General features: G+C 68.5%; 12 protein-coding genes. 8 read left to right on the forward strand and 4 right to left on the reverse strand.

Going from position 1 to position 16,475, the window contains the following annotated elements:
• Window positions 1–3: 3 nt before the first annotated feature.
• From tssH to AC07SQ_RS15860, 8 genes are all read left to right on the forward strand, one after another.
• Window positions 4–2,697, forward strand: coding sequence for a type VI secretion system ATPase TssH (gene tssH / locus AC07SQ_RS15825; RefSeq protein ID WP_495273435.1), 2,694 nt, complete (start codon window positions 4–6; stop codon window positions 2,695–2,697).
• A 40-nt stretch (window positions 2,698–2,737) separates the two neighbouring features.
• Window positions 2,738–5,560: a type VI secretion system Vgr family protein gene (locus tag AC07SQ_RS15830; RefSeq protein ID WP_492700353.1), complete on the forward strand. Its 2,823-nt coding sequence runs from the start codon at window positions 2,738–2,740 to the stop codon at window positions 5,558–5,560.
• Between the two features lie 29 nt (window positions 5,561–5,589).
• Window positions 5,590–8,187: a DUF2169 family type VI secretion system accessory protein gene (locus AC07SQ_RS15835; RefSeq protein ID WP_495273436.1), complete on the forward strand. Its 2,598-nt coding sequence runs from the start codon at window positions 5,590–5,592 to the stop codon at window positions 8,185–8,187.
• 13 nt (window positions 8,188–8,200) lie between these two features.
• Window positions 8,201–9,256, forward strand: a complete 1,056-nt coding sequence (locus AC07SQ_RS15840) for a pentapeptide repeat-containing protein (RefSeq protein WP_495273437.1) — start codon at window positions 8,201–8,203, stop codon at window positions 9,254–9,256.
• Window positions 9,257–9,300: 44 nt separating this feature from the next.
• Window positions 9,301–9,990 (forward strand): DUF3540 domain-containing protein, encoded by a 690-nt coding sequence (locus AC07SQ_RS15845; RefSeq protein WP_180838813.1) that lies wholly within the window; start codon window positions 9,301–9,303, stop codon window positions 9,988–9,990.
• Window positions 9,991–9,999: 9 nt separating this feature from the next.
• A complete protein-coding gene (locus AC07SQ_RS15850; RefSeq protein ID WP_056584565.1) occupies window positions 10,000–10,395 on the forward strand; it encodes a DUF4150 domain-containing protein in 396 nt (131 codons plus the stop codon).
• Between the two features lie 154 nt (window positions 10,396–10,549).
• Window positions 10,550–12,232: a type VI secretion system-associated FHA domain protein TagH gene (tagH, locus tag AC07SQ_RS15855; protein ID WP_495273438.1), complete on the forward strand. Its 1,683-nt coding sequence runs from the start codon at window positions 10,550–10,552 to the stop codon at window positions 12,230–12,232.
• Window positions 12,233–12,275: 43 nt separating this feature from the next.
• A complete protein-coding gene (locus AC07SQ_RS15860; RefSeq protein ID WP_070063885.1) occupies window positions 12,276–13,070 on the forward strand; it encodes a PP2C family protein-serine/threonine phosphatase in 795 nt (264 codons plus the stop codon).
• A 72-nt stretch (window positions 13,071–13,142) separates the two neighbouring features.
• On the opposite strand, the gene AC07SQ_RS15865 is transcribed toward AC07SQ_RS15860, so the two are convergent.
• From AC07SQ_RS15865 to tssB, 4 genes are all read right to left on the reverse strand, one after another.
• Window positions 13,143–13,643, reverse strand: coding sequence for a peptidoglycan-binding domain-containing protein (locus AC07SQ_RS15865; RefSeq protein WP_495273439.1), 501 nt, complete (start codon window positions 13,641–13,643; stop codon window positions 13,143–13,145).
• 88 nt (window positions 13,644–13,731) lie between these two features.
• Window positions 13,732–14,211, reverse strand: coding sequence for an Hcp family type VI secretion system effector (locus tag AC07SQ_RS15870; RefSeq protein WP_095743412.1), 480 nt, complete (start codon window positions 14,209–14,211; stop codon window positions 13,732–13,734).
• Between the two features lie 152 nt (window positions 14,212–14,363).
• Window positions 14,364–15,857: a type VI secretion system contractile sheath large subunit gene (tssC, locus tag AC07SQ_RS15875; protein WP_062482199.1), complete on the reverse strand. Its 1,494-nt coding sequence runs from the start codon at window positions 15,855–15,857 to the stop codon at window positions 14,364–14,366.
• A 57-nt stretch (window positions 15,858–15,914) separates the two neighbouring features.
• The gene (gene tssB, locus AC07SQ_RS15880; RefSeq protein WP_062482197.1) at window positions 15,915–16,427 is read right to left on the reverse strand and encodes a type VI secretion system contractile sheath small subunit; all 513 of its coding nucleotides are present in this window, start codon (window positions 16,425–16,427) and stop codon (window positions 15,915–15,917) included.
• Window positions 16,428–16,475 lie beyond the last annotated feature (48 nt).

A 16,475-nucleotide genomic window follows, 5' to 3' on the forward strand; every position in this document is an offset into this window, starting at 1 on the left:
TCCATGAGTGAAATCAGCCGCACCGCCCTCTTCGGCAAACTCAACTCGCTGGCCTACAAGGCCATCGAGGGCGCCACCGTCTTCTGCAAGATGCGCGGCAATCCGTATGTGGAGCTGGAGCACTGGTTCGCCCAGCTGCTGCAGGCGCAGGACTCCGACCTGCACCGCGTGATCCAGCACTACAGCCTCGACGTGTCGGTGATCGCCAAAGACATGACGGCCGCGCTCGACCGCCTGCCGCGCGGCGCCACCGCCATCAGCGACTTCTCGCCGCACATCGAGAACGCCATCGAACGCGCCTGGACCTACGCCACCCTGCAGTTCGGCGAAGCGCAGGTGCGCACCGGCTACATCCTGGTGGGCATGCTGAAGACGCAGAGCCTGCGCAACCCGCTGTTCGGCTTGTCGAAGCAGTTCGAGAAGATCAAGGTCGAAGACCTGGCCGACAACTTCCCCAAGATTTGCGACGCCTCGCCCGAAGCGCAGATGCGCGCCCAGGACGGCACCGGCATGGGCAGCGGTGCACCCGGCGAAGACTCGGGCGCCATGGCGCCGGCCGCCATGGGCAAGGGCGATGCCCTCAAGAAATTTGCTGTCGACCTCACGGAGAAAGCCAAGAAGGGAGAGATGGATCCGGTGACCGGGCGGGACGAGGAAATCCGCCAGATCGTCGACATCCTCATGCGCCGCCGCCAGAACAACCCGCTGCTGACGGGTGAGGCGGGTGTGGGCAAGACCGCGGTGGTGGAAGGCTTCGCGCAGCGCCTGGCGCGCGGCGATGTGCCGCCGCAGCTGAAGGACGTGAAGCTGCTCACGCTCGACATCGGCCTCTTGCAGGCCGGTGCGAGCATGAAGGGCGAGTTCGAGCAGCGCCTGCGCCAGGTGATCGACGAGGTGCAGAGTTCGCCCACGCCGATCATCCTGTTCATCGACGAGATCCACACCCTGGTCGGTGCGGGCGGTGCGGCCGGTACCGGCGATGCGGCCAACCTGCTCAAGCCGGCGCTGGCGCGCGGCAACCTGCGCACCATCGGCGCCACCACCTGGGCCGAGTACAAGAAGTACATCGAGAAAGACCCGGCGCTCACGCGGCGCTTCCAGGTCGTGCAGGTGCCCGAGCCCGACGAGACCAAGGCGATCCTCATGCTGCGCGGCGTGGCCAGCGTGCTCGAGAAGCACCACCGCGTGCAGCTGCTCGACGAGGCCATCGAAGCGGCCGTGAAGCTCTCGCACCGCTACATTCCCGCGCGCCAGCTGCCCGACAAGGCCGTGAGCCTGCTCGACACCGCCTGCGCACGCGTGGCCGTGTCGCAGCACGCGACGCCGCCCGAGGTGGAAGACTGCATGCGCCGCATCGAAGGCCTCACGGTCGAGCAGGAGATCATCGGCCGCGAAGAAGCCATCGGCATCGACGTGACCAAGCGCGCCGCGTTGGTGGCCACGCTGTTGGCCGAATCGAAGGTGCAGCTCGAAGCGTTGAATGCGCGCTGGCAGGAAGAGAAGGGGCTGGTCGATCGCCTGCTCGAGTTGCGCAGCAAGCTGCGCGCGGGCAACAAGCCGGTCGATGAACCGGCGGCCGGTGAAGCCGCCGCCGAGGCCGCCCCCGACCGCGCCACGCTGCTGGCCGAGCTGCACGAACTGCAGGCGAAGATCCACGCGGTGCAGGGCGAGTCGCCGCTCATCCTGCCGTCGGTCGACGAGCAGGCCGTGGCCTCCGTCGTCGCCGACTGGACCGGCATTCCCGTCGGCCGCATGGTGAAGAACGAAGTGGAGGCGGTGCTCAAGCTCGCCGACACGCTCAACCAGCGCGTCATCGGCCAGAAGCACGGCCTGGAGATGATCGCGCGCCGCATCCAGACCTCGCGCGCGCGGCTGGACAACCCGCAGAAACCCATCGGTGTCTTCATGCTCTGCGGCACCTCGGGCGTGGGCAAGACCGAGACCGCGCTGGCGCTGGCCGAGGCGCTGTACGGCGGTGAGCAGAACATCATCACCATCAACATGAGCGAGTTCCAGGAGGCGCACACCGTCTCCACGCTCAAGGGCGCGCCGCCCGGCTACGTGGGCTACGGCGAGGGCGGCATCCTGACCGAGGCCGTGCGCCGCCGTCCCTACAGCGTGGTGCTGCTCGACGAAGTGGAGAAGGCCCACCCCGACGTGCACGAGATCTTCTTCCAGGTCTTCGACAAGGGCTGGATGGAAGACGGCGAGGGCCGCATGATCGATTTCAAGAACACGATCATCCTGCTGACCACCAACGCCGGCAGCGAGCTCGTGATGAGCATGTGCCGCGACCCCGAGTTGCTGCCCGATTCGAACGCGCTGGCCGATGCGCTCAAGGCGCCGCTCATGAAGGTGTTCCCGCCCGCGCTCTTGGGCCGCATCGTCACCATTCCCTACTACCCGCTGTCGCCCGAGATGATGAAGAAGATCGTGCGGCTGCAGCTGGGCCGCATCAAGAAGCGCGTGGAAACCAACCACGGCGTGCCCTTCGAATACACCGAGGCGGTGATCGAGCAGGTGGTCGCGCGCTGCCAGGACCCGGAGTCGGGCGGGCGCGTGATCGACGCGATCCTCACCAACACCGTGCTGCCCACCATTTCGGTCGAGTACCTGCAACGCCTGGCCTCGGGTGGCGAGATCCGCCGCGTGGCGCTCGACGTGAAGGACGCCGACTTCACCTACGCGTTCGACTGAGCCCCCCGCTGCGCGACGCCCCACTTCCGAGAGACCCAAGATGGCCGACCACGAGTTCCGCATCGAGAGCGATTCGCCCGCCAAGGACGACCTGATGTTCTGGCGCATCGTCGGGCACGAGGCGCTGGCGCGCCCCGCGGCCTACGAGCTCACCGTGCTGTCCAAGAACAAGGACCTCGCCGCCAAGGACATCCTGGGCCACGCCTTCGACGTGGTCATCGAGTTCAAGGACGCCGACGGCGGCGCGCACGAGCGGCATTGCCAGGGCCACGCGGTGCGCTTCGTGCGCGCGGGCCACATCGGACGGCACTACGAGTACCGCATCGCGCTGCGCTCGTGGTTCTGGCTGCTCACCAAGCGCGCCAACTCGCGCATCCACCAGGAAAAGAAGGTGCTCGAGGTGCTCGACGCGGTGTTCGAGGACAGCCCGATCAAGCGCTTCAAGAAGACCAAGGCCACCAACGTCATCGGCACGCACAACCCGCGCCGCTACTGCGTGCAGCACCAGGAGAGCGACTACCAGTTCCTCTCGCGCCTGCTGGAGGACGAGGGCATCTACTACTGGTTCGACGCGCACGACGCGCCCGGCACCATGCACCTGTCGGACGCCAGCGACCTGGCGCACGACAAGCTGCCCGCGACCGACACGCTGCGCCACATGGCCGTCCACGCGGCCGAGCCGCGCTTCAACGAGATCTCGCGCTGGGTCAGCGCGCGGCAGTTCGACACCGGCAAGCATTCGTCGCGCGACAGCGACTTCAAGGCCATCAAGAAGAAGCTGGGTGCCGACATCGACAGCTCCGACCAGCACGAGCTCGCCGAGTTCGAGATGTTCGAGTTCCCCGGCGGCTACTTCAGCGGCGACGACGCCGAGACGCGCGCCAAGCTGCGCGGCGACGAACTCAATGCGCGCCGCGACCGCCACTGGGCGCTCACGCCGTGGCCCGACGTGGCGGCCGGGCGCAGCTTCAAGTTCGAGGACGACCCCGACGGCACGCGCAACGGCGACTACGTGATCGCCGCCTGCACCTTCATCGCCAGCCACCGCGGCTACGAGGGCGTGAGCGCCAGCGCGCCGGCCCAGCCCGTGCAGCGCGCGCTGGCCGAGGTGCTGCGCGACGATGCCGTGAACGCCGACACCCTGCCGGTGCTGGAAGAGCTGATCGCCGCCACGCCCGCGCTGGCCGCCGCGCAGACCGGCAGCAGCCTGTTCCTGCTCACCGTGATGCCGGTCGACCGGCCCTTCCGCGCGCCGCGCCTCACGCCGCGCGTGACCATGCCCGGCCCGCAGACCGCGATCGTGGTCGGCCCCAAGGGCGACGAGTTGCACGTGGACGACCACGGCCGCGTGAAGGTGCACTTTCACTGGGACCGCTACGACGAGAGCAACGAGAAGTCGACCTGCTGGGTGCGCGTGTCGCAGCCCTGGGGCGGCAAGGGCTGGGGCGGCTACTTCGCGCCGCGCATCGGCCAGGAGGTGATCGTCGACTTCCTCAACGGCGACCCCGACCGCCCGGTGATCGTGGGCCGCGTCTACAACGACGACCAGCCCATTCCGTACAAGTCGCCCACGCAGAGCGGCTTCCGGACCCGGTCCACGCCGGGCGGCGGCGTGAACAACTACAACGAGATCATGTTCGAGGACAAGAAGGGCGAGGAGAACATCAACATCCACGCCGAGAAGAACATGAGCCGCAGCGTGGAGCTGGACGACTCCACCACGGTGGACCGCGACCAGACCGTGACCGTGAAGCGCGACCAGACCTCCACGGTCGTGCGGGACCGCAAGACGACCGTGGAGAACAACGACACCACGATCATCCAGAAGTTCCAGAAGCTCACGGTCGGCAAGAACCAGGACAACCATGTGGTGGGCTACCAGACCACGAATGTCGACATCGACCATGCGTTGCTGGTGAAGGGCCATCACAAGATCCAGTCCGACGGCAACCGCACCGACATCACGGGCGGCAACGAGACGCGCACGGTCACGGGCACGCAGACCGTCACGGTGAAGGGCGGGGTGAAGTACAAGGCCCCGACCATGCTTTTCGAGGCCGGGCACATGGAGTTCAAGGTGACCGGCGGCAACTCGATGAAGATCGATGCCAATGCCGCACCGTATGCCGCGGCGTTCCAGAAGTACACGCTGGTGAGCAACACCGAGCTCAACATGGTGGCCATCGGCAACATTAACACCGTGTCGGTGGGCTCGAACACCACGGTGCTCGGCCCCAACACCAGCGGCTACATCGGCAACAACACCGACTTCAATCTCGGCGTCGCCCGCTCGACCTTCATGGGGCTGAGCATGGACAACGCGCTGGGCATCGCGATGTCGAACTTCCTCGGGTTGAAGGTCGACAACACCTTGGCCATCAGCATGGAATCGGTGGCCGGCCTCAAGATCGAGCGGGACGGCACCTCGGTGCGGCAGGCCCCGCTGCATTCGATCATGCCGGGCGCCGGGGCCGGGGCGGGCACCGCCGCGACGGGCGCCATGGCCACCGCCGGGACGGTGGGGGCAGTCGCGAGCCTTGCGTACGGTGCCGTTTCCATGATCAGCGGCGCGGCGTCCCTGGGTTCCCAGTACGCCGACGCGAGGAAGTTGATGAACGAAATTCTCTCGAGCAGCGACATCGACCGCATCCCCGGCATGCGCGGACGGCTGGAGCGCATGCGCAATCTGGTGAGCACCAATCTCAACGACGGCGCCCTCACGGTCGCGACGGTGGGCACCGGCGGCGCGGTGCTGGCACTGCTGGGCATGATCCCCGGCGTCGACGCCGTGGGCAGCGAACGCGGCGCCGGCGAGCTGCTCGGCCGCGATGACGCCGGCAACCCCACCCATCCCAACGGCTGATCGGGAAGAAGGCCAGCGCGCGAATCATCATGCAAGTCGTCAAACCCCAGGCTGTCTGCCTGAGCACCCGGCCGATCGAGTACCGCAAGCGCTTCGGCCTGTGCGTGACGGCCATGCTGCACGTGCCGTTCGAGCAGGCCGAGGGCGGCACGCTGTGGGGCGAGCAGTCGGCCTGGAACTTCATCGGACGCGAGATGGCGGTGCCGCTGGTCGACGAGGGCGTGGCCAAGCTCACGCCCGAGTTCCTCGTGCACGGCCAAGCCTTTCCTCCCGCTGAAAGCCCGAGCGCCTGCGCGGTGCGCGCGCGGCTGGGCAGCCGCAGCAAGACCCTGCTCGTCTTCGGCGATCGCCACTGGGAGGGCACGAAGGCCAGTGCGCCGCTGCCGTTCGACGCGATGCCCATCCACGCCACGCATGCCTACGGGGGCGCCGCGGTGCCGGCCAACCCCGAGGGCATCGGCGCGGTGCCCGAAGGCGGGTTCCATCGGCTGCCCAACATCGAGCGGCCCGATCAGCCCCTGCGCGATCCGGCACAGCCCGTGGCGCCCGCCGGCTTCGGCCTGCGGGGGCCGATGCATCCGGAGCGCGCGCGTTTTCGCGGCACCTACGACGCGGACTACCTCAAGGCGCATGCGCCGGGCTTCGCGCCCGACCTGGACTGGCGCTATTTCAATCTCGCCCCCGAGGACCAGTGGTTCGACGCCCCGTTGCGCGGCGACGAGCCTTTCCAGTTCGATCACATGCATCCGCAGAAGCCGCGGCTCGAAGGCCGGCTGCCCGGCCTGCGTGCGCGCGTGTTCGCCGACTACCGAGCCGTCGGCGCCGCCGAGCCGCGCCTGCGCGAAGTGCCGCTGCGCCTGACGACGGTCTGGTTCTTTCCGCATGCCGAGCGGGCGCTGCTGCTGTTCCAGGGGCTGGCCGAGGTGGCCACCGACGACGGCTCCGACGTGCACGGGCTGCTCGGCGCCGTCGAGCGCGTCGATGCGTCGCGGCCCGACACCCACTACCTCGATGCGCTGGCGCGACGCGCCGACCCGCGATGGGGCGGGGTCGAATGCCTGGACGACAGCGACCTGCTGCCCGAGGGGCTGGACGCGGTGGACCCCGAGGCCGAGCGAGCCGCAGAGGCCTTCGCGAGCCAGGGCCTGCAGGCGCAGGCGCAGTACCGCCGCGCCGAGATCGACGTGGCCCTCGCGCGGGAAGAGGTGCGCGCCAGCGGCCGCGACCCGGATGCCATGGGCATCGTCATGCCGTCGCGCGAAGCGCCCCCAGCGCCGGCGCAGCGCGTGGCCCACCTGAAGCAGAAGCTGCAGGAGGCCGAAGCGCAGAAGCTGGCGGCCGTCGACGATGCGCTCGATGCCCTCGAGCAGGCGGTGGCGGCGCGCAAGGCGAACCCGGCCATGAAGCCCATCGAGCATCGGGGGCCGCCGCTCTTCAATGCAGACGTGGCGCTGGCGCAGCTCCAGGGCGCGAACGCCGGCGCGACCGGTGCGTTCGACCTCGCGGCCGTGCATGGCCAGTTGCTGCAGCAGGAAGCGATGGAGCGGCTTGGCTATCTGCAGGGCGCACACGCGCAGCAGCCCGCACCCGCGATGCAGGCGGCGCAGGCCCAGACACTGAAGGACGGCATGAAGCAGGCACTGGCCGGCGGACTGCGGTTCTTCGGCGGCATGGACTTCACCGGCGCCGACTTCTCGGGGCTGGACCTGCGCGATGTCAACTTCGCCGGCGCGTGGCTCGAGAGCGTGGACTTCGGAAAAGCCAACGTGTCGGGCGCGAACTTCACGGCGGCGGTGCTGGCGCATGCGAACCTCGACGGCGCGATCGGCATCCGGGCCATCCTTCAGGGCGCCAACCTGGGTTGCACGCGCTGGCAAGGCGCAGTGTTCGACGAGGCCGATTTCAGCGCGACGCAGCTGTCGCATGCCGACCTGGGGGGCCTCTCGCTGCGACGCGCCAAGATGAAGGGCGCCATGCTGATCGGCACGCGCTGGGACGGCACCGATGCGCACGGGCTGCAGGCGCCCGAGCAGCTTTTCTACCGGCTGTCGCTGCCGGGTCTCTCGCTCGCCGAGGCCGATCTCGCGGGCTGCCAGTTCGTCGAATGCGACCTCACGGAGGCCGACTTCCGCGAAGCCCACCTGGCCCAGGCCAACCTGATCACCTGCAAGCTGACGGGGGCCCGCTTCGGCGGTGCACGCGGCATGGGCATGGTGTTCGCCCAGCACTGCGACCTGGCCGACGCGGATTTTTCCGGGGCGCGGATGCAGGGTGCCAACTTCGGCGCTGCGGACATGTCGCGCGCGCGGCTGCTCGGCAGCGTGCTCGACGGCGCCAACCTGTGCGAGGCCCGGCTGCCCGACAGCGACTGGCGGCTGGCTTCGGCCAAGGGCGCGTTGCTGCGCCGGACCGTGCTGCGGGGCGCCAGGCTGGCGGGCGTGAACTTCAGCGAGGCGATCCTGCAGCACGCCGACCTGCGCGGCTGCGACTTGCGCAACAGCAACCTGTTCGCTGCCGACCTGTCGCGCGCCCGGCTCGACGGCGACGTACGCTTCGATGGGGCCCTGCTGCAGCGCGCGCGCACATGGCCGCGGCTCACGCCCGAGCAGCAGGCCGCAGGCGCATGAGGAGGACGGCGCCATGATGAACACCACCACGCTGACCCTGGCCGTGCTGCTCGGCGAGTCGATTGCCGGGCTCGACCTGTCGGGCGGTCATTTCTCGAATGCACAGCTGGCGGGGGGGCTGTTCGACCGGGTGAACTTCGCCAAGGCCGATCTGCGCGGGGCCGACCTGCGCGAGGTCGTGTTCAACCAGTGCGACCTGCGCGGCGCGCTGCTGGGCGGGGCGCGGCTGCAGCGCGCCGTTTTCAACCAGTGCCTGATGGACCACGTCGACCTGCACGGAGCCGGCCTGCACGCGGCCGTGTTCAGCGAATGCCAGGCGCCGCATGCGAACCTGTCGGATGCCGACCTGAGCATGCTCGCCTGCACCAAGACCCGCCTCGATCACGCGATGTTGTGCGGTGCGCTGCTGGACGCCTGCGTGCTGACCGAGAGCAGCCTGATCGACCTGGGGGCCGAATCGACGCGCTGGACACACGTGACCGTGGCCGGCTGCGATCTGCGCCATGTGGCGTGGCGCGGCGCCCACCTGCTGCGCGTGGCGTTCTCCACCACGCAGCTGGCCGGCGTGTCGTTCGACGGCGTCGCGCTCGAGAGCTGCCAGTTCGCGAACGCCGACCTGCGCGGTGCCCAGTTCAGCGGGGCGCCGCTGCGCCAGTGCAACTTTCAGGGCGCCACGCTCGATGAGGCGCGCTTCGACCGCATCGACGCGCCCCTGGCCCTGTTCTGCGAGGCCGAAGGGGCCGGTGTCGATTTCTCCAGTGCCGTGCTGACGCAGGCACTGTTCACCGGCGCCAGGCTGCCGCAGGCGAACTTCAGTGGCGCACGCCTGCACCAGGCCCATTTCGCCGGCGCCGTGCTGGACCGGGCGCGCTTCAACGGGGCGGACCTCACGTACGCCGACCTGCGCCACGCGCACTTGCACCAGGCCGACCTGCGCGGTGCGACCCTCGCGCGCACCTGCCTGCACCGGGCCCTGACCGACGAGGCGCAGATCGAGGATCGCACCCGTGCGATCGAAACCGATCCCGAGTTGGCCCAGGCCGAAGACTGGCGCCCCCTGTCGGCCTGAGGCGCCACCGGCCGATGCCCCTTCTTTCCATTGGAAGCCCTGCCATGAAAACCACCGCCCACCACCCCGTCCGCCGCGCCACCGCCGCGCCGCGCAGCGCCAGGCCGATCGACGCCGACCCGGCGCCGCCCGCGGGACCCCCCGAGCGTTGCTGGACCGCGCTGCTGGAGGCGGGACGCAACGGCACGCTGTGTGTCCGGCAGGGCGCGCAGGTCGCGGCCGTGCGAACGGCCGCGGGCTGCCTGCTGGTGCCGGCGGCCGGCGACACCGTGCTGTGCTTCGGCACGGCACCGGGCGACATCTGGGTGCTCTCGGTGCTGGAGCGCTGCGCCGGCACGCAGGAGCGCGTGCTCCGGTGCAGCGGCGACACGCGGCTCGTGGTGGAGGGCGGACAGCTCGCGCTCGAGGCCGATCAACTGCACCTGGCGTCGCACCGCCTGGGCGTGCGCGCCGCCACCGCCACCGTGTCGCTCGATTCGACCGAGTTCATCGGCGAACGGGTGCGCATGATCGCCGGCACGGTCAAGCTCGTGGGCAGCCTGCTGAGCACGGTGGTGGACCGCGTCAACCACTTCAGCCAGCACTACCTGCGCACGACCAAGGGGCTGGACCGCGTGAATGCGGCCCACATCGAATGCGATGCAACCGAGCTGCTGCACCTGCGCGGCGAGCATGCGCTGATCAACGGCGCCAAGCTGGTGAAGACGCGCGGCGCGCAAATCCACTTTGGCTGAGGCAGCACCATGTTCGCCAACTGCCAGATGATGGGAACGGACATGGGGTTTCCCGATGTCTGCATCACGCCCGCCGCGCCCTCGCCGATCCCGGTGCCCTATCCGAACATCGCGATGGGGCCGATGGCCATTCCGAACTGCCCAACGATCCTGTTCATGTGCACGCCGGCCCACAACCTCGGCACGGTCATTCCCATGACCAACGGCGACAACCCGGGCGTGTTGCTGGGGGTGGCGTCCGGCACGGTCATGGGGCCCAGCCGCCATCTGACAGGCGCCTTCACGGTGCTGCTGAACAGCATGCCCGCCACGCGCCTGACCAGCACCTCGCTGCAGAACAGCACCAACTGCCCCGGCGTGCGCACGGTGCCGAGCCAGACGCTGGTGCTCCTGCTGGCGCCCTGAGGTGCATGCCGTGCGCACCTTGGCATCACCGCGCCGCTACGGCATACCTCTTCCGGCGAGATTGCCAACCCGCCCCCCGGAATGAATACTCCTTTGGACTTCGCCCGCGCACGCGCGGGCCGTGTTCGGGCGTAACCGCCCCGGGGGCCGACTCATGATCCATATCGCTGTCATCACACGGCAAGGCGCCCCGGCAGGGCCGGCCATTGCCGCCGATTTCGGTCCCAGCGGGGGCACGATCGGGCGTGCCGACACCAACACGCTGGTGCTCGACGACCCCGACCGCACCGTCTCGCGCGTGCACGCACAGGTGCTGTGCCGCGACGGGCAGTACTTCATCGTCGATCGCGGCAGCAACGCGATGCAATGCAATGGCGTGTCGCTGGGCGCGGGCAAGGAAGCGGCGCTGACGGACGGCGCGCGGCTCGTCATCGGCAGCTTCGAACTCTCGGTGCGCGTGATGGCGGCTGCGGCGGCGCCACGCGCGCCGGTCATCCCCAACACCGTGATGTCGGCGCCGGCCGCCGCGCCTGCCGCCAGCAGCGACGATCCGTTCGCCGACCTGCTTGCGGGACTGGGGTCGCCGGCCGCTCCCGCGCCGGCGCCTGCTGCGGCCCGCGCCGCCGCCGCGCCCGCCGAGTCGCTGCTCTTTCCCGACCCCATGGCCAGTGGCTCGCGCAATGCGCAGGCCGACCAGGTCGACCCGTTCGCGAACCTGCTGGGCCCCACGCCGTCGGCCGCACCTTCTGCAGGGCTTGGCGCGCTCGACGATTTTTCCGACCTGGGCGCGCCGCCCGCGCACGGCAAGGCCGCGAGCATCGACGACCTGTTCGGCGGTTCGCCGGGCGCCGGCGGCATCGGCGGCGATCCGCTTGCGCTGTCGCCGCTGGCCGATCCGCTGCTGCAGCCCAACACCGCGTCGGACGCCGACCCGCTGGCCGCACTGCAGCGCGCGGCGCCCGCCACGCCGGTGCCGCGCTCCGATCATCTGCCGATCGACCAGTTCGGCTTCGAGCCGCCGAAGGCCATCACGCCGCCACTGCCGCCGCCGCCCCCTGCGCCCGCGCCAGCACCCGTGGCCCCGCTCGCGAAGTTCGACGACGTGACCGGCCAGCCGATCCGCATCAGCGGGCCCGAGAACGCCGGCCGCGTGGCCGAGCCGCCGCCCCCTCCGCCACCGCCGCCGCCCGTGTACGTCGCGCCGCCGGCAGCCACCGCAGCAGCCTCGCCCCCGCGCGCCGCCTCCGACGACGAGCTGCTCGTCGCCTTCCTGCGCGGCCTGGCCAGCACGCACCAGCCGCCCGAGATGCTCACGCCCGGCCTCATGGAGCGCATCGGCGCGATGCTGCGTACGTCCACCGAAGGCACGCTGCAGCTGCTGCTCACGCGCCAGGAGTTCAAGCGCGAGGTGCGCGCCGAGGTCACGATGATCGCGTCGCAAGCCAACAACCCGCTGAAGTTCTCGCCCACGGTCGAGGTCGCGCTGGCGCACCTGCTGGGGCCCGGCGTGCGCGGCTTCATGCCGCCCGAGGCCGCGATGCGCGACGCCTTCGACGACCTGCGCGCGCACCAGTTCGGCGTGATGGTGGGCATGCGCGCGGCGCTGGCCCATGTCATCGGGCGCTTCGAGCCGGCCGAGCTCGAGAAGAAGATCAGCGCAAAGACCGCGCTCGACGCGCTCTTTGCCGCCAACCGCAAGGCCAAGCTCTGGGACCAGTTCGTGGCGCTGTACGGCGGCATCGCGAGCGAGGCCGAGGACGACTTCCACAGCCTCTTCGGCAAGGCCTTCCTCGCGGCCTACGAAGAGCAGATGGCGCGCCTGAAGTCCGACACCTGAGAAGACAACCAGAACAACCCCCAGCACTCGCGAGGCACCCCGCTTGGAAATCGAAATCGTCACGCTCTCCCGGCAGGGCGGGCGCACCTACAACGAGGACGTGCACGGCCACTGGCACGACGAGCGCTACGTCGCCTGCCTGGTGGCCGACGGCGCGGGTGGCCACGGCGGCGGCGACGTGGCGGCGGCCACGGTGCGCGCCAGCGTGCTCGGCGGCTTCTCGGGGGCGCCCTCGCTGGACGAGGCCGCGCTGCGCGCGCTGATCGAGCGCGCCAACCTGGACGTGGTGGCGCGTCAGGCCGAAGGCGGCAAGCTCGCCGGCATGCGCTCCACGGTGGTGTTCGCGGTGATCGACCTGGAGCGCGAGGTGCTGGCGTGGGTGCACAGCGGCGACAGCCGCGCCTACCTGTTTCGCGGCGGCGCCATCGTGGCGCGCACCACCGACCACAGCCTGGTGCAGCAGATGGTCGCGGGCGGCATGCTCGACGAGGAGGGCGCGCGCCTGCATCCGCAGCGCAACATGCTGCTGTCGGCGCTGGGCTCGATCGAGGAGGCGCCGGACATCGCGGTGTCCGACCGCATGCGCCTCTTGCCCGGCGACGTGCTGCTGCTGTGCAGCGACGGCGTGTGGGAGCCGCTGGGCGACGAGTGCCTGGTCGACACGCTGCACGCGTCGCGCACGCCCAGCCAGTGGACCGAACTGCTCGACGCGCAGATCAAGGCCAACGCCAAGCCGGGCCACGACAACTACACGGCGCTCACGCTGTGGGTGATCGAGGACGCCGACGACGATCTGACGCGGCTGCTGCCCGAGAACGTCGCGTCGACAGACCCCTGAGCGTGGCGCCATCTTTCAAGCAAAACGCCCATCCGATGGATGGGCGTTTTGCCCTGGGGCCGCTGAGATGGTTCAGCTGTACTTGCTGGCCTTCTTCTTGACTTTCTTCAGCGCGCTGCGCAGCAACGCGGGCATGTCTTCCCGGTTCGGCAGGTTGCTGTAGTTGTCGATGTTCTGCTCTTCGCAGCTGTTGGCACAGCCGTTGTTCAGCAGGTCGAGCGCGTAGCGCGTCTTGCTGATCGTGCTGGGCGCACCGGGCTCGCGGAACGGATCGAAGATGCCGTCCGGCAGGACCTTGCGCCCGCGTGCGATCGCCTGTTCCTGGAAGTGCGTGATGTGCTTCTGCGTGACCGGCCCGTAGTAGCCGTCCACCACGATCACCTCGGTCGCGCCGGGGGGCGGGTCGAAGTCGTGGTTGAAGCCGAGCAGCTCGTAGTAGAAGATCTTGAACAGGGCCTGCACCAGCATCACGTCTTCACGCGTGTTGGAGCCGATCCGTCCGACCGACCAATCGGAGTTGTAGGTCGTGTGCAGCTTGCCGCTGGTACCGATGAGTGTGGTGCTGAATGCCATGGCATTGCTCCGGTGAGGACACGGGCAGGGACCGGCCCCGGCACCGTGGGGTGCCAGGGGCGGACTGGGCTGACGAGTCCGTCGCCCGTCAGCGGGTTTCGGTGGTGGCCACGTTCCAGCCGAACTTCACCTCGCCGCCGCCGGCGCCCTTGTCGTCCTGGCCCTTGTAGGCGAACTCGATGTCCTTGAAGCTGCAGGACACCTGCTCGTGCACGTCGCCGCCCTGTGCGCCGCCGGGGCCCACGCTGGAGATGAAGACTTCCTTGAGCGTGACCTTCAGGTACTCCTGCTGGCCTTCGCCCGACTTGCGGCAGGTCATGACCATGTCCTTGAAGTGCTTGCCGCTCACGCAGTTCTTGGCGAGCACGGGCGATGCCTTGTCGTAGACGTGCGTGAAGTTGAATTCACCCGGTGAGGCCTTGCCCTTGCCCGAACCGCCGCCCGATCCCGCGCCCGATGCGTTGCTCACGTTCCAGGACCACGACGAAATCTCGATCTCGTCCTTGTGGTCCTTGTGAGAAGACTCGCCCTTGACGCCGTCGAGCTTGATGTGAAAGTCAGATGACATGTTCCTACTCCTTGGAACCCGATTGCATTCGGGCGGTTGATGATCGAAACGAAAAAAATGGCTGCCGGCGGTGGGAGAAAAGTTCCGATGCCCGGCAGCTACTCATAGAACGAAACGGAACCGGGAATTCAAGAAAAATCCGCAGATTTTTTTCAACCGGCGCCCTTGGCCGTCGGCAGCTTCGACACCAGCCGCAGCGAGACCGTGAGGCCTTCGAGCTGGTAGTGCGGGCGCAGGAAGAACTTGGACGTGTAGTAGCCCGGGTTGCCCTCGACTTCCTCCACGATCACCTCGGCGGCGGCCAGCGGCTTCTGGGCCTTGGTGGTTTCCGACGAGTTGGCGGGGTCGCCGTCCACGTAGTTCATGATCCATTTGTTGAGCCAGCGCTGCATGTCCTCGCGCTCCTTGAAGCTGCCGACCTTGTCGCGCACGATGCACTTCAGGTAGTGCGCAAAGCGGTTGCAGGCAAAGAGGTAGGGCAGGCGCGCCGCCAGGTTGGCGTTGGCCGTGGCGTCGGGGTCGTCGTACTCGGCCGGCTTGTTCAGCGACTGGGCGCCGATGAAGGCGGCGAAGTCGGAGTTCTTGCGGTGGATCATCGACAGCAGGCCGGCCTTCGAGAGCTCGGCTTCGCGCCGATCGCTGATGGCGATCTCGGTGGGGCACTTCTGGTCCACGCCGCCGTCGTCGCTGGGGAAGGTGTGCAGCGGCAGGTTTTCCACCGCGCCGCCCGACTCGATGCCGCGGATGCGCGAACCCCAGCCGTACAGCTTGTACGAGCGGTTGATGTTGGTCGCCATCGCATAGGCGGCGTTGGCCCAGGCGTACTTGCTGTGGTCGGCGCCGGCGGTGTCCTCCTCGAAGTCGAACTCTTCCACCGGGTTGGTGTTGGCGCCGTAGGGCGTGCGCGCCAGGAAGCGCGGCATGCACATGCCCAGGTACTTGGAGTCGTCCGACTCGCGCAGCGAGCGCCAGCCGGCGTACTCGGGCGTGGAGAAGATCTTGGTCAGGTCGCGCGGGTTGGCCAGCTCCTGCCACGACTCCATCTGCATGAGGTTGGGGCTCGCGCCCGTGATGAAGGGCGCGTGGGCCGAGGCGGCGATCTTGGCCATCTCGCCGAGCATCTCGACGTCGGGCGGGCTCTGGTCGAAGTGGTAGTCGCCCACCAGCGCGCCAAAGGGCTCGCCGCCGAACTGGCCGTACTCCTCCTCGTAGATCTTCTTGAACATCGGGCTCTGGTCCCAGGCCGCGCCCTTGAACTTCTTGAGGTTCTTGGCCAGCTCCTGCTTGGAGATGTCCATCACCCGGATCTTCAGGTTCTCGTCGGTCTCGGTGTTGTTCACCATGTAGTGCAGGCCGCGCCACGCACTCTCGAGCTTCTGGTAGTCGGGGTGGTGGATGATCTTGTTCACCTGGTCGGTGAGCTTGGCGTCGATCGCGGCGATCATGGCCTGGATCGACTTGGTCACGTCCTTGCCGATGACGGTGCTGTTGCTCAGCGCCTGCTGCGCCAGCGTGAGCACGGCGGCTTCGACGGCGCTCTTGGCTTCGTCGCTGCGCGGTTTGAATTCTTTCTGCAGCAGCGACGAAAAGTCGCTTCCCGCGTACGCAACGTCTTTCAGTGCGCTCTGCTCGAGTGCGTCGGCCATGATGGTTTCTCCTCGTGTACCGGTGTGTGTCTGTCAGGAATCGGGGCTGGGTGAGGCTCAGGCGGCGGCTTCGCCGTCCCCGGGCTTCTTGCTGGCGGCCAGCGTCTGCAGCAGGGCCGGGTCTTCGAGCACCTTGGCCAGCAGGTCTTCGGCACCGCCCTTGCCGTCCATGTAGGTCACGAGGTTCGACAGCTGCGTGCGCGCTTCGAGCAGCTTGTTCAGCGCGCCCACCTTGCGGGCCACGGCGGCGGGCGAGAAGTCGTCCATGCTGTCGAAGGTGAGCTCGACCTTCAGGTCGCCCTCGCCGGTGAGCGAGTTCTCCACCGCGAAGGCGGCGCGCGGCTTCATGGCCTTCATGCGGGCGTCGAAGTTGTCGACGTCGAACTCGAGGAACTTGCGGTCGACCACGGGCGCGAGCGGGTCGGCGGGCTTGCCCGACAGGTCGGCCAGCACGCCCATCACGAAGGGCAGCTGGATCTTTTTCTCGGCGCCGTAGAGCTCCACGTCGTATTCGATCTGGACCCGGGGCGCGCGGTTGCGTGCGATGAATTTCTGACTGCTCTTGGCCATGGCGATGCTCCTTGCGGGAATGAAAGGGGACGGGTGGAAACGGCGGCG

It is taken from the genome of Variovorax sp. GW821-FHT06D12, assembly GCF_059419205.1.

Bases quoted from the DNA above. Each gene is read 5' to 3' on its own strand.
- AC07SQ_RS15835 (WP_495273436.1), top strand. From the start codon at position 5,590: ATGCAAGTCGTCAAACCCCAGGCTGTCTGCCTGAGCACCCGGCCGATC.
- tssC (WP_062482199.1), bottom strand. From the start codon at position 15,857: ATGGCCGACGCACTCGAGCAGAGCGCACTGAAAGACGTTGCGTACGCG.
- AC07SQ_RS15850 (WP_056584565.1), top strand. From the start codon at position 10,000: ATGTTCGCCAACTGCCAGATGATGGGAACGGACATGGGGTTTCCCGAT.
- AC07SQ_RS15845 (WP_180838813.1), top strand. From the start codon at position 9,301: ATGAAAACCACCGCCCACCACCCCGTCCGCCGCGCCACCGCCGCGCCG.
- AC07SQ_RS15830 (WP_492700353.1), top strand. From the start codon at position 2,738: ATGGCCGACCACGAGTTCCGCATCGAGAGCGATTCGCCCGCCAAGGAC.
- AC07SQ_RS15865 (WP_495273439.1), bottom strand. From the start codon at position 13,643: ATGGCATTCAGCACCACACTCATCGGTACCAGCGGCAAGCTGCACACG.
- tagH (WP_495273438.1), top strand. From the start codon at position 10,550: ATGATCCATATCGCTGTCATCACACGGCAAGGCGCCCCGGCAGGGCCG.
- AC07SQ_RS15870 (WP_095743412.1), bottom strand. From the start codon at position 14,211: ATGTCATCTGACTTTCACATCAAGCTCGACGGCGTCAAGGGCGAGTCT.
- AC07SQ_RS15840 (WP_495273437.1), top strand. From the start codon at position 8,201: ATGATGAACACCACCACGCTGACCCTGGCCGTGCTGCTCGGCGAGTCG.
- tssH (WP_495273435.1), top strand. From the start codon at position 4: ATGAGTGAAATCAGCCGCACCGCCCTCTTCGGCAAACTCAACTCGCTG.
- tssB (WP_062482197.1), bottom strand. From the start codon at position 16,427: ATGGCCAAGAGCAGTCAGAAATTCATCGCACGCAACCGCGCGCCCCGG.